Genomic DNA, 13,155 nt, shown 5'->3' on the forward strand with positions numbered 1-13,155 from the left:
ATGGGCTTGTTTGCAGAATATGATGGGCCATTTTTCGAATTGGTTGATCAATTTGCTTAATTGACCAGTACATTGTTAATATAAATGCACCAATTGATCAACTTGCTATAGTAAAATGTTTAATTGGTGGTGTAATTTGTTCAACTGATTGTTATATTAGATAAGTATGTGGTAGCATTCGCATAATTGGTTGTTGAATTCGACAAATGTGTGGCAGCATTCGCATAATTGGTTGTTGAATTCGACAAATGTGTAGTAGCATTCGCGTAATTGGTTGGTGAATTCGACAAATGTGTGATAGAATTCTGCAAACGGGTAATTGAATAAGACAAATGTGTGATAGAATACGCACAATTGGTTATAGAATCAGGCGAATCTCAATACTCAATTTGCAATAATCAATATTCAATAGCCATAACCATGACCATTTTCCACACCGATATAGTAATTCTCGCCGCAGGCGCTTCCACCCGGTTGGGCCGGCCAAAACAATTATTACCCTGGCAAGGCAAAACCCTGCTGCAGCATGCCGTAAAAACGGCGCTGACAATAACCACACATCCGGTGGTAGTGACCGGGTCAAATGCCGATCAATTGGTGGCCGCCCTGAACCCCACCCAGGTACAGATCGTTTATAACCCGGCATGGGAGGAAGGAATCGCTTCTTCTATCCGGTGCGGGCTGCAGGCATTGCTTAATCGTACGCCTACGCCCGAGCAGGTAATTTTTATGGTCTGCGATCAGCCATTTGTCTCGCCCGATCTGCTGCTCGACCTGATCAATGAGCAACAAAAGAGCGGCAAAACCATCGTGGCCAGCGCCTATGGCGGAACCCTGGGCATACCGGCCCTGTTTGAAAAGGCCATGTTTCCGCAACTGATTGATTTGCAGGGCGACACAGGCGCCAGGAAGATCATGCAGCAACACCCGGAGCATACTACTTCAGTACCATTCCCCCAGGGAGATTTTGATATTGATACGGTTGCGGAGTATGAGGAGCTGATTAATATGTTGAAAAGTTGATAAAGGCCGGGAAAAATTATGTCTCATCTCCCATAGCTGTATTAGCTCTATCAACTATATCATCACTATCAACTTTTCAACCCGGTCAACTTCAAACTTTTCTGGCATTTTTAGGTTACTTTTACTACTTCAACCCAATAGCAGGCAATGATAATTGATCAGTTCAATAGAGTTCATGATTATTTGCGGATTTCACTGACCGACAATTGTAATTTTCGCTGCTTTTATTGTATGCCTGAAGAGGAATACGAATTTACGCCCGCTTCCAAATTGATGCAGGCGCATGAAATAGAAGCAATCGCAAAAACTTTTGTTGAGTTGGGGGTGAAAAAGATCCGGCTCACCGGTGGCGAACCACTGGTACGGAAAGATGCGGCCGAAATAATCATGGCGCTGTCGAAACTGCCGGTTACCTTGACCATGACCACCAACGGCGCCCGCCTGCATGAATTTATACCTGCTTTAAAACAGGCCGGTGTCACCTCGCTCAATGTAAGTCTGGATACCTTACAGGCCGATAAATTTCAACTCATCACCCGCCGCGACCAGTTCAAGCGGGTATACGACAATATTCACCTGTTGCTGGAAAACGACATTCGCGCCAAAGTGAACGTCGTAGTGATGAAAGATTTCAACGATCATGAGATCAATGATTTTGTAGCGTGGACGAAAAACACGCCGGTGCATGTACGCTTTATTGAGTTCATGCCATTCCAGGGCAACCGGTGGACGAGCAATAAAGTGCTTACCTGGCAACAAATTTTGCAAATTGTAGAAGCAGAGTATTCCTTTATCCGGTTGAAAGATGAATTGAACGATACCGCTAAAAAATATCTGGTCCCGGGACACGCCGGCACCTTTGCCGTTATCAGCACCATGAGCGCGCCTTTCTGCAGTACCTGCAACCGGATGCGCTTAACCGCAGATGGCAAAATGAAAAATTGCCTTTTCTCAAAAGAAGAAACCGATCTGCTCACCACATTACGAAATGGGGAAGACATCGTTCCTTTAATCCGCCAGAGTATTCATGCCAAAGCCAAAGAGCTGGGCGGACAATTCAGCGCCGATTTTGAACATATTGAAGCCAGCGCTATACAAAACCGCAGCATGATCACCATCGGAGGTTAATACCATCGTCATGATTTCTGTAACAGAAGCTAAACATATCATCCGCGCCAATGCCACAGCGTTAGCGCCGGTAACCATTCCATTACAACAAGCCCTGGGCCGGGTATTGGCCGCCGACGTATTTGCGTTGACGGATATTCCTTCATTCCATCAATCGGCCATGGACGGCTATGCCTTGTCGTTTGCCGGTTTTCAATTGCACAAAACCTTAACTATACAGGGAGAAGTGCCGGCCGGTGAACCCGAACTGTTTACGTTAAATGGCAACCAGGCCATGCGCATTTTTACCGGGGCCGCTGTCCCCGCTGGCGCCGATACGGTTGTAATGCAGGAAAAAGTGCAGGTAACCGATGGCCAACTGCATATTCTCGATGAACAATTGAAAGCTGGCCTGAATGTGCGGCCAACAGGTTCTGAAATTAAAGCCGGCGAGCTGGTGCTATCGAAAGGACAAAAACTAACGCCTGCGGCTATAGGTTTTCTGGCCACAACCGGCGTGGCGGAAGTGTCGGTTTATCCAACACCGGTCATGAGCATTATTGTTACCGGTAATGAGCTGCAACAACCGGGCAATGCATTGCTGCACGGACAGGTGTATGAATGCAATTCATTTCAGTTACGGGCGGCGCTGCAGCAACTGCAAATTGAAGACGTGCCGGTGTTCGAAGCAAAAGACGATCCGCAAACCGTAAAAGACATATTGCAAAACGCATTAGATAACAGCGACGTGGTTTTATTAACCGGGGGCGTAAGCGTTGGTAACTATGATTTTGTTCCTGAAGCGGCGGCGGCTTGTGGCGTAACCACCTTGTTCCATAAATTAAAACAACGTCCGGGCAAACCATTGTTTGTAGGTAAGAAAGAAAATAAATGGGTGTTTGGGTTACCCGGTAATCCATCGTCAGTGCTCACCTGTTTTTATGAGTTTGTGGTGCCCGCGCTGGAACAGTTGATGCAGTTACCGCCATTTTTGAAAACGATAAAAGCGCCATTAGCGAAAGCGTATTCCAAAACAGCCTTGCTCACCTTTTTCCTGAAAGGGTATTACGATGGAAAAAGCGTTGTGCCGTTGGATGCCCAGGAGTCGTATCGCCTTCGCTCCTTTGCCATGGCCAATTGTTTGTTGTGTTTGCCGGAAGAAAAAATGGATTTTAAAGAAGGGGAGGAGATTGAAGTTCACTTGATACCGGAATGATTAGGATTGTGTGATTTTGCGATTTAGTGATTTTGAGATTTGGAGATATTGCGTGAGGTTTCAATAAAAGAAATCACAAAATCCCGAAATCAGAAATGCCTTCAAATCTGCCATCTGAAATAATAAATAAGCTATGACCCCCATGGAACTACTATTTTATGGTCTTTTATTCTTAGTAGCCTTCCTTTATGCTTCTGTAGGCCATGGTGGCGCCAGCGGTTACCTGGCCCTGATGGCGTTGTTTGGAATAGCACCGGATGTTATGAAGCCAACAGCGCTCTTGTTAAACCTGTTTGTATCGCTCACCTCGTTCATTCAGTTCTATCGCGGAAAACATTTCAAATGGCAGATATTTCTACCATTTGCTGTTGCCTCTATCCCTATGGCGTTCGTGGGTGGGTTGATACATATCGATGGCGGGGTCTATAAAAAAATACTGGGCATTTTATTGCTGATACCTGTTATCCGTTTTTGGTTTTATAGTAAAGTGGATGTAACGGAATTCAGGAAATCGAATTGGGCTTTGTCGTTAGTCATTGGTGGAACGATCGGTTTTTTGTCGGGCCTTATTGGGATTGGCGGAGGCATTATTCTATCGCCTGTTTTGTTAATGCTCAGGTGGACCGACCAGAAGCAAACAGCGGCCATTAGCGCCCTGTTTATTTTTGTGAATTCAATAGCGGGATTGTTGGGTCAATTGCAGAAAGGCATTCACTTTAGCGGCGATATGTATATTTATGTGGTGGTAGCGTTTATCGGCGGACTGGCCGGCGCTTATTTTGGCGCGCTGAAATTTAAACAGGCGATATTGAAGAATATCCTGGCTTCCGCACTGCTGGTGGCTTCCATAAAATTGATCTTTGCGAGTACGGATGCAAAGCCAAAAGAGAAAAAGATCGATGCTCCCGCTGCAGTGAAAGGCGAGTAGTGTTTAGCTAGTAGCGAGTAGGGAGGGACCAGGTGAAAATTTTGAGTGGTGAATGGAAGCCCCCACTAGTCACTTACCACTAGCTAAAAATAAATAAGTAATTTTGACGTATTGAAATAAACTATTATTTATGCCGGTACAGGTTATTGTGTTTGGACAGTTGACTGATATAATGGGCAATAGTCCCGTTACTATCGAGAATGCCGTGGATACCACCGATTTGATCGATCAATTGAATCAACGCTATCCGGCATTGGTGAATAAACCATACATCATTGCGGTTGATAAACAAATTGTAACCGGACATACGACTTTATCTGGCAATAACACAGTGGCGTTGTTACCACCATTTGCGGGGGGGTAGAATCAATCCCCAAGCGAGTAGTAAGTAGTCCCGATTGCTATCGGGAGCGAGTAGGGAAGACAATAGTAACAAAAACTCTGTTGCAATTTATCGGGGCATTCGAAATTAAACCCTACTAGCCACTTACTACTAGCCACTAGCTTATGATATTGACCATTCACAAAAAAACGACATTATGATCACAGAACGCAAGCCAAAGAACATATTTACACAGGGGCCAATTGCGGCTTCCTTTATCGCGGATAGTATTCAAAAGCACGATACAAAAACAAATATTGGCGGTCATAGTATTTTTTTAGGGCAGGTAAGGGCCGATGTGATCGAAGGCAGCAAAGTAGTGGCCATAGAATATACTGCCTATGAAGAAATGGCCCTGGAAAAAATGCACCAGATAAGGGAAGCGATCTTTGCCAAATATCCGCTTGTATGCATGCATGTGCATCATAGCCTGGGAAAGATTGCCGCTGGTGAGATCTGCCTGTTTGTATTTACTTCATCAGAACATCGCAAAGCGGCCATTGATGCCTGTACGGAAACGGTAGAAAGAATAAAAGCCGAATTACCGATCTGGGGGAAAGAGATTTTTGAAGATGAATCCTACCAATGGAAGGAAAATAAATAATTTAAGGTGAGTAGCGAGTGGCAAGTAGCGAGTAGGAAATACAAACAGGTACTTATGGTCACTCTCGAATAACCTACTAGCCACTTACTACTTACTACTAGCTTGCTTTACAAACCACCCACGAGACAAACTAATAATGATAAATATAACTCACAAGATATCCAGTCTAAGACAAGCCATAGCCACCGCCATCGTAAAAGTATCTAAGCAGGAAACGATCGATGCCATACAGCAGCGGAAAGTGCCCAAAGGTGATGTGTTTGAATTCAGTCGCGCCGCCGGTTTGCTGGCCATTAAGAAAACAAGCGATGTCATTCCCGATTGTCATCCCTTGCCTGTTGAATATGCCGCTATTACACATGCCATAGAAGGGTTGAATATTATTGTAACCGTTGAAGTGCATACCATTTATAAAACCGGGGTAGAAGTGGAAGCCATGCATGGCGCTTCGGTAACGGCATTGACCATGTACGATATGCTGAAACCGCTGGATAAAGAAATTGAGATCAGCACTATTAAACTGGAGAATAAAAAAGGCGGCAAAACCGACTTTAAAGATTCGCTCACCAAAAGCCTGCGTTGTGCAGTGATCGTTTGCAGCGACAGTATTTCGGCCGGTGATAAAGAAGACAGGGCCGGAAAAGTGATCCTGCAAAAATTAAAGCAATACAACCTTACTACCGGTATATACGAGATCATTCCCGATGAGGTAGAGGTTATCCAGGCAAAAGTAAAGCAGCTTGTCAACGAACAATATAACCTGGTATTATTTACCGGTGGCACGGGCCTATCACCCCGTGATGTAACGCCCGAAGCCATTACTCCGCTGCTCGATCGCGTCATTCCGGGTATCATGGAAGCCGCCCGTCAATACGGACAACAGCGCACTCCTTACGCCATGTTGTCACGCGGTGTGGCCGGGTTTATTCAAAACACCCTGGTGCTTACCCTGCCCGGGTCTACCAAGGGCACTGAAGAAACCATGGATGCGTTATTCCCTTACCTGATCCATATTTTCAGGGTAGCGGAAGGAATGAGACATGACTAAAGACATTTTCGATTTAGTGATTTTGGGATTTTGGGATTTGCCTGTGTTCGGGCATTCTGTATTTATTTAAATCTCAAAATCTCTAAATCCCGAAATCAGAAATCTTAAAACTTCTTTTGTAGAAAAAAGGCCACAATTTCACTTTCCATGTAATATTGGTAACAGATGGTCCCCCCATGTGCTTGGTATAGTATTTTGATACTTAATGCTATTCTTTCATACTATCCACCTAAAATTATATCTTATGCACAGCAATCGCGATAAACTATTGAGCGCAGCCACCTGTCAAAGGCTGGCTTCCGTAGCAGGAGGAATCATGTTAATTGGCAGTGCATTCAACAGAAATTCTTCCAACCGTTTTTTAAAAGCCGCAATAGGCTGTTTCCTCACTTACAAAGGCATAGCCGGTAAGCGCACCTTTGGCGAAATGTATCATTCCTTTGAAAAAGTAGCCCATGGCCGTTCACTCAACATCAGGGTGTCGATGGTTATTAATAAACCACGGGAAGAAGTTTATGCACTGTGGAGAAATCTTTCGAACCTGCCATTATTCATGAAACACTTGCAGCGGGTAGAAGAACAGGATGAATTGTTTTCAAACTGGGTAATGGAGATCCCCGGCAAGTTAGGTACGTTCCAATGGCATGCCGAAATAGTTAAAGAACGCTATGGTGAAATGATCGCCTGGCAAAGTTTACCCGGCTCGTCTATCGACAATGCAGGTAAAGTAGGTTTTCGCGATGCATTGGGCGGACAAGGTACTACGGTAGATGTGATTTTAACGTATCATGCACCGTTAGGTAGAGCGGGTGAACAGGTAGCCCGGTTATTTACACCGGTATTCAAACGCATGGTAGAAGAAGAAATAAGAGGGTTTAAAGATTTTGTGGAAACACATGAAACGATTTTAATTCCGAGGTAATTTCAAGGTTTGAGAATTTGAAAATTTGAAAATGGAGTTATACAAATGGCTTCATTTTCAAATTACCTCATTTTCAAATTTCAAATTCTAATTCTAATTCGGCACATATTGTTTTAAATGCACCGACTCTTCAAAGAAAGAAGTAAGGATCAAAATATCTTCGGCACTGCACCATTTCATTCCCTTCACATCGAACACCGGTGCAACGGCCACAGGTGGCGCCGCCACAGGCATCATATTATGTAAATTTTCCAATAGCTTTTTTTCACTAAGTGTTACCATAGCTTTTTGTGCTACTGGTTCCGGCCAGATGTTCTCATATACAACTTCCTCATACGTTGTGCCCGACAGGAACATGATAGGTATTAATTTATTTACCTCCCTAATTTTGCCTGCCAGTGAAAAGTTGGCTTGCACCGACTGATTGTTATCCAGCAATACCAGGTCGGGTTTTTTATCAGCATAATATTGCCAGGCTTCTGAAGTATTCATACAATACCAAACCCGGTAACCAGCCTGTTGCAAAACTTGTTTAACAAAAAGGCCCAATACCAAATTATCTTCTGCCAGTAATATAGTCACAGGTTTCATAAAATGTATTAATGACATTTTCGAATAATAATTGTGTATTCTAACAATTATTTTAGCTACAGGTTTCACGATACAGCGGGAAACCTGTAGCATTAAGAGTTATTTAACATTACAGTAGGTAAGATCTTTATAGAAAGTAACCAAACCTTCCATGTTTACCTGCAACACAATCGTTTTGGAGCCATTTGATAATTCCACAAAATAATTGTCTTCATCTGCAAATGCATCGCCGTACAATATCATATCGCTTTGGTTGTACTCATTGTCATCAAACAGGATAACTTTTTGCGTTGTGTAATCACCATAATGTTTTTCAATATATTTTCTGGCACTGGCAGGCATGTCGAAATAGTTTGCAGGAGTTGTAGTGCCGATCAGTTGATTGTCATAGTCATAAAAAGCCTGCATATTTTTTCCATTCAGGGTAAAAGAGGCTTCTTCAAAACCATTGATCTTCCAGCTAACATTAGTAGCATCGGGAAATTGAGTCAGGAAATGCTGCCCGGTTGTGTAGTTCGGTTCGGTGTATTCTTTCATTCTTCTGCTGAACCGGTTCTCTTCTTTTTGTGATTTGCTAACCTTATGTATGCTATTACTGACTATAGCAATTGCCAGTTCGTCTTGTGAAAATGCGGTTGTAGCGCCAAAAAACAGCATGCTGCCGAAAATGATTACGTGTTTCATACCTTATATTTTTTAGTGTGAATGGTTTATTAACTATGGTATGACGTCGGAAAATTTAATTAGTTACTGCACAACGTTCCTGTTAACGGCAGCTTAACCGGTGTTAATTAAATGTATATAGTAAAAAAAGTGCACTACTTGTGATAGCACACTTTTGAAAAAGGTCAAATTCCAAAAATCCCAAAATCTCAAAATCAGCGATCTCAAAATCCTATAGGTGTTCCAAATGTGGCATCAGGTGTTTGCGCATGGCATTAGGATACGCTTCGGAATTATTACCATATAATATTTTAACCAGGTCGGCATGTGTTACAGAACCTACAGACGTATGATCAAGCTTCGATTCGTATTCTACTACGTATTCAAAAACGGGCATCAGGATATCCTGAAAACGTTTCAGGGTTTCATTGCCGGCCATATCATATAAGGTAGAGTGAAAGTCAATTTCACAACGAATGCGTTCTATTTGTGTAGTGGCTTTTTGCTCGCGTTCAACAATAGCATCCAGTTTCTTCAGGTGTTCTTCAGATTTGCGACGGAACAGCAGATCACCCAAACCTACTTCCAGCACCAGGCGCAATTCAAACAACTCTTTGCGAACGTTTTCATCTAAAATGGTAGGGTGAATAATCAGTTCAAGACCTTTCATCACATCAGGTTGGGTAAGTATCATTCCCCGTTTTTTGCGCGACTCTATCATGCCCAGCATGCGCAGCCGGCTGAGCGCTTCCCGCACCACATTTCTGCTAACGCCTAATGCCTGGGCAATCTCGGTTTCTTTAGGAATTGGGTCGCCCGGTTTTATGGAACGTTTAATGATGTATTCGCGCAGGTGGGTTTCAACCTGATCGGCCATCGTGGTATACGCGATAGGCTTCAGTTTAAATAGGTCTTTTTCAATGCTCATAAGTCCAAAAATAATAAAAGTTAGCTGATTATGTAATACTTAATGACGGCTATGTTTTTGTGTCACTTACATTGGACCCCAACCCAAGACAAACGTTTGCGTAAATCTGGGTCATGGTGGCTATACCTGATACTGCCTGCGGCAGTTCATTCCATAATGTATGGGTGTGATTTTACGTGCTTAAGATATTGAAACCGTGCATACTGTACATAAATCGCGAAGGAATTATCGTTCCTGGTCCGGGCAGCCTCCTGATGCTAAAAACTGTTTACAAAGTTATCATGGCCAAATTGTCAGACAAAATTATTTGCGTTAAATCTGGAGAGTTCTATATTTGTAATATGTAGTACATAACTACGTATTGCAAAACTAACGATAAGCCATTATGAAAAAGATTTTTACCTGGTTACTCATAGGCTGCTGGTTACAGATTAGTACCGATAGCTATGGACAAACCAATTCCACTGTTTCGGGAACCGTAACCACGACTTCCACTGCCGAAAAGCTTTCCAATGTTACAGTTACTGTAAAAGGAACCAACCGGTCTGCTATTACCAATAACAATGGACAGTTCCAGATCAGGGTAAATTCCTTAAACGATACCCTGGTGTTTTCGTACATAGGCACTCAACCAAAAGAAGTGGCTATTAACGGGCAAAATGTAATCAATCTAAAACTAGATGTTGAAGCTACCTCGCTTACTGATGTAGTGGTAGTGGGGTACATGACCCAAACAAGGAACAAAACAGCGGCAGCCGTTTCGAAGCTGGCCGCTGAAGAAATGGTTAATACCACAAACCCCAACCCCGTACAGGCCATCCAGGGGAAACTGGCGGGTGTTTCGGTGCCTATTGTTAATGGGCAACCCGGTTCAGGGGCCAATAATATTCTTATTCGCGGTGGTACCAAACTCAATACCTACGGTACAGGTTTGGGAACCAGCGGTGGCAGGGCCAACAGCAATGTAGATGTTTCCAACCCGCTGGTGGTGATCGATGGGGTGTTCCGTTCCATCAATGATATCAATCCCGATGACATTGAATCGTTCCAGGTAATGAAAGACGCAGCTTCAACTGCCGTATATGGCGCCCGCGGCGCTAATGGCGTAATTGTCATTAAGACCAGATCGGGTAAGTTTGGTTCCAAACCGGTTATTACATTCAACTATCGCCGTAACTGGGAAACCCAGATGCGCGATTATGATTATTTAAGCGCCAGGGATTATCTCACCCTCGCCCGCACAACGGTTCAAAATACCGCTGATGCTTTAAATAAAGACAACCTGTTGAACAAGGGTGGCTTCTCCGCAGGCACCACTACGTTTACTGCAAAAGGCCAGTACAGCAACTCTATTAACCTCACTGCTTTATACGATAACCTGGTGGCGGTTGAAGGGCAGGAGTATGTAGACAACCTGTTGGCCAAAGGATGGCAGGTGATGGATGATCCCATCAACCCCGGCACCAAATTGTTGTATGCCGATAACCGTTACCAGGATATGCTATGGAATACGGGCATAAGCAATAATTACAATGCCAGTGTTACCGGCGGCGGCGAAAGCGCCAGCTACAATGTATCGCTTGGCTATGTAAACCAGGAAGGTATTTTTGTTGGAACCGATTATAAACGATACAACGTATTAGGCAATTTTGGTTTTAAGGTCACCAGCAATTTTAAGCTGGATGCAATGGTGAACTATCAGAACGTGATCCCCAGCTATGTTGAATCTTACACCAACGACCTGGTACGGGCTACCCGCATTACGCCGTTGATCCGCATTTTCAGGGACGATGGTACGCCTACCTTTGGTGAAGTAACAAGTACCCGCAACCGTTTTCATACATTGAAGTACGACGATATGCGGGTGAATACCGAACGCATCATCTCGCGTTTGGGTGGTGATGTAACTATTTTGAAAGGGTTGCACTTCAGGCCGGCAGTTTCCTATGTAATGGATGATTACCGCAATATGTTGTTCAGAAAAGCATACCCTGGTTCGGTGCAGTTGTCTACTACCCGCCAGAAATATGAGAACACCAACAACCTGCGCCAGTTAATGGTCGACCAAATACTGCAGTATGATCATTCCTTCAATAACCTGCATAACATCAGCGTACTGGCCGGCTTTAACTATACACGCGAATCAAGAAGCGAAATAACGATAGGTTCACAACGGGCCACCAACGATTATGTGTATACTATTGAAGAACCTACGACGGCTATTGTAAACGGACAAACCGTAACCAATGTAACCGATCTGGGCACTAATTTGACGGAGAAGAAATCGGCCAGTTACTTTGCACAGTTCAGCTACGATTATGATAATAAGTACCTGCTAAGCGGTTCGCTCCGGCACGACGGCTTTTCCTATTTCGCGCCGGGTAATAAATATGCAACCTTCCCATCCCTATCTGTTGGTTGGAACCTGCACAACGAATCGTTCTGGAATAGTAAACATATTAATGCATTGAAGTTGAGAGCAAGCTGGGGTGCTACCGGTTTGAACGACCTTGATCTTGGCGATACGTATGGAAATTATGCAGGCACTACCTATGGCCAAACATCCGGTATCGTGCGCGGTAACCTGGCCAACCCAAATCTGAAATGGGAGTCAACCGAAACAATGGACCTTGCCTTTGATGCGGCCTTCTTTCGTAACCGCATTACATTAACGGTTGACTATTATAATAAATTAACGAAAAACAGGCTGGCTTCGAAACCATTGCCACTCGAAGGGCCTTTTGCTTCCATCACGTATAACAACGGAACATTGCGCAACAGGGGCGTTGAAGTGGAGTTATCAGCCACTGTTTTAAAATACAGGGAATTTACATGGAAAGCCAACTTCTCCTTTGCATTAAACCGCACCGTAGTTGTCGATCTGCCGGATAATGGTCGCGATAAGAACCGCCAGAATGGCGGCACGGTATACGATCCAGCCTCTAAGAGTGAAATAGAAGTAGGTGGCATTGCTGAAGGCGAGCGTCCATATAGTTTGTATGCATTTAAAGTCGATGGCATTTTTTCAACCGATGCAGAAGCGGCTGCCTGGGGTAAAAAAGACCTGATGGCTTCTCCTTCGGGTCAAACCGTAGGCAAACATGCCGGTGATTACATATGGGCCGATTTGAATGGCGATAACGTCATCGACAGCCGCGACATGGTATTCATGGGGTATCGCGCTCCCGACAAGATCGGTGGTATGCAAAATACCTTCAGCTATAAAAATCTAACCTTACGCTTTGCGGTTGATTATGCATTAGGTCATGTGATCAGCAATGGCGCATTGGCCCGCTCGTTAGGGCAGGGCAGGGCCTTCAATGAAGGCGCTCCGGCTGAAGCGCTCGGCAACGACATCTGGAAACAACCGGGTGATGTGGGAAAGAAATATGCCCGCTTCTCTTTTGCCGATTTTGATTTTGGCCAGCGCAACTACATTCGCCAGGTTACTTCTGTTGGAACCAACAGCTCTTATGGTGTTGATGTAAGCACGATGTTTGAAAAGGGCGACTTCCTGGCCTTCCGGGAAATTTACCTGGGCTACGAATTGCCGCGAGAGCTGGTGAAGAAAGCACACATCGGCGGACTGAATGTATTCGGCAGCATTTATAATATAGGTTATCTCACAAAATACAAAGGCGTGAACCCTGAAACATACAGCGGGTTCGATGCCATCGGTTATCCGCGTCCCCGCCAGTTTTCACTGGGCGCTACCGTTCGGTTCAAGTAAACTATTCATAACG

General features: G+C 44.2%; 12 protein-coding genes. 9 read left to right on the forward strand and 3 right to left on the reverse strand.

The genetic code is table 11. From position 1 onward, the window contains the following. The first annotated feature begins 420 nt into the window (after positions 1 to 420). From FAM09_RS28405 to FAM09_RS28440, 8 genes are all read left to right on the forward strand, one after another. Positions 421 to 1,023, forward strand: a complete 603-nt coding sequence (locus FAM09_RS28405; protein ID WP_208025673.1) for a nucleotidyltransferase family protein — start codon at positions 421 to 423, stop codon at positions 1,021 to 1,023. Between the two features lie 147 nt (positions 1,024 to 1,170). After that, positions 1,171 to 2,151, forward strand: a complete 981-nt coding sequence (gene moaA / locus FAM09_RS28410) for a GTP 3',8-cyclase MoaA (protein WP_136580558.1) — start codon at positions 1,171 to 1,173, stop codon at positions 2,149 to 2,151. A 10-nt stretch (positions 2,152 to 2,161) separates the two neighbouring features. Further along, complete coding sequence (locus FAM09_RS28415; RefSeq protein WP_136580559.1) at positions 2,162 to 3,346, forward strand: molybdopterin molybdotransferase MoeA; 1,185 nt, start codon at positions 2,162 to 2,164, stop codon at positions 3,344 to 3,346. 142 nt (positions 3,347 to 3,488) lie between these two features. Next, complete coding sequence (locus FAM09_RS28420) at positions 3,489 to 4,274, forward strand: sulfite exporter TauE/SafE family protein (RefSeq protein ID WP_136580560.1); 786 nt, start codon at positions 3,489 to 3,491, stop codon at positions 4,272 to 4,274. A 130-nt stretch (positions 4,275 to 4,404) separates the two neighbouring features. Continuing rightward, positions 4,405 to 4,638, forward strand: a complete 234-nt coding sequence (locus FAM09_RS28425) for a MoaD/ThiS family protein (RefSeq protein WP_136580561.1) — start codon at positions 4,405 to 4,407, stop codon at positions 4,636 to 4,638. 175 nt (positions 4,639 to 4,813) lie between these two features. Continuing rightward, entirely contained in the window at positions 4,814 to 5,260 is a 447-nt protein-coding gene (locus FAM09_RS28430) for a molybdenum cofactor biosynthesis protein MoaE (protein WP_136580562.1), read from the forward strand. 136 nt (positions 5,261 to 5,396) lie between these two features. Next, positions 5,397 to 6,308 (forward strand): bifunctional molybdenum cofactor biosynthesis protein MoaC/MoaB, encoded by a 912-nt coding sequence (gene moaCB / locus FAM09_RS28435; protein ID WP_136580563.1) that lies wholly within the window; start codon positions 5,397 to 5,399, stop codon positions 6,306 to 6,308. A 244-nt stretch (positions 6,309 to 6,552) separates the two neighbouring features. Next, on the forward strand, positions 6,553 to 7,230 hold the full coding sequence (locus FAM09_RS28440) for an SRPBCC family protein (protein WP_166437296.1): 678 nt from the start codon (positions 6,553 to 6,555) through the stop codon (positions 7,228 to 7,230). Between the two features lie 93 nt (positions 7,231 to 7,323). Here FAM09_RS28440 and FAM09_RS28445 read toward each other — a convergent pair whose 3' ends face one another. The 3 genes from FAM09_RS28445 to FAM09_RS28455 all read right to left on the reverse strand — a co-directional run bounded on the left by FAM09_RS28445 (position 7,324) and on the right by FAM09_RS28455 (position 9,412). Continuing rightward, positions 7,324 to 7,821: a response regulator transcription factor gene (locus FAM09_RS28445; protein ID WP_166437297.1), complete on the reverse strand. Its 498-nt coding sequence runs from the start codon at positions 7,819 to 7,821 to the stop codon at positions 7,324 to 7,326. Between the two features lie 99 nt (positions 7,822 to 7,920). Continuing rightward, entirely contained in the window at positions 7,921 to 8,505 is a 585-nt protein-coding gene (locus FAM09_RS28450) for a hypothetical protein (protein WP_136580566.1), read from the reverse strand. Positions 8,506 to 8,716: 211 nt separating this feature from the next. Then, entirely contained in the window at positions 8,717 to 9,412 is a 696-nt protein-coding gene (locus FAM09_RS28455; protein ID WP_136580567.1) for a FadR/GntR family transcriptional regulator, read from the reverse strand. Positions 9,413 to 9,797: 385 nt separating this feature from the next. Between FAM09_RS28455 and FAM09_RS28460 the strand changes: the two genes are divergently transcribed. Further along, entirely contained in the window at positions 9,798 to 13,142 is a 3,345-nt protein-coding gene (locus FAM09_RS28460) for a SusC/RagA family TonB-linked outer membrane protein (RefSeq protein WP_136580568.1), read from the forward strand. Positions 13,143 to 13,155 lie beyond the last annotated feature (13 nt).

Source organism: Niastella caeni (assembly GCF_004834005.1).
Classification (GTDB): Bacteria; Bacteroidota; Bacteroidia; order Chitinophagales; family Chitinophagaceae; genus Niastella; species Niastella caeni.

What these genes read in the sequence shown, in the direction of transcription:
- FAM09_RS28420 (WP_136580560.1), top strand. Translation starts at nt 3,489, where the DNA reads ATGGAACTACTATTTTATGGTCTTTTATTCTTAGTAGCCTTCCTTTAT.
- FAM09_RS28430 (WP_136580562.1), top strand. Translation starts at nt 4,814, where the DNA reads ATGATCACAGAACGCAAGCCAAAGAACATATTTACACAGGGGCCAATT.
- FAM09_RS28440 (WP_166437296.1), top strand. Translation starts at nt 6,553, where the DNA reads ATGCACAGCAATCGCGATAAACTATTGAGCGCAGCCACCTGTCAAAGG.
- FAM09_RS28460 (WP_136580568.1), top strand. Translation starts at nt 9,798, where the DNA reads ATGAAAAAGATTTTTACCTGGTTACTCATAGGCTGCTGGTTACAGATT.
- FAM09_RS28445 (WP_166437297.1), bottom strand. Translation starts at nt 7,821, where the DNA reads ATGAAACCTGTGACTATATTACTGGCAGAAGATAATTTGGTATTGGGC.
- FAM09_RS28405 (WP_208025673.1), top strand. Translation starts at nt 421, where the DNA reads ATGACCATTTTCCACACCGATATAGTAATTCTCGCCGCAGGCGCTTCC.
- FAM09_RS28425 (WP_136580561.1), top strand. Translation starts at nt 4,405, where the DNA reads ATGCCGGTACAGGTTATTGTGTTTGGACAGTTGACTGATATAATGGGC.
- FAM09_RS28455 (WP_136580567.1), bottom strand. Translation starts at nt 9,412, where the DNA reads ATGAGCATTGAAAAAGACCTATTTAAACTGAAGCCTATCGCGTATACC.
- FAM09_RS28415 (WP_136580559.1), top strand. Translation starts at nt 2,162, where the DNA reads ATGATTTCTGTAACAGAAGCTAAACATATCATCCGCGCCAATGCCACA.
- moaCB (WP_136580563.1), top strand. Translation starts at nt 5,397, where the DNA reads ATGATAAATATAACTCACAAGATATCCAGTCTAAGACAAGCCATAGCC.
- moaA (WP_136580558.1), top strand. Translation starts at nt 1,171, where the DNA reads ATGATAATTGATCAGTTCAATAGAGTTCATGATTATTTGCGGATTTCA.
- FAM09_RS28450 (WP_136580566.1), bottom strand. Translation starts at nt 8,505, where the DNA reads ATGAAACACGTAATCATTTTCGGCAGCATGCTGTTTTTTGGCGCTACA.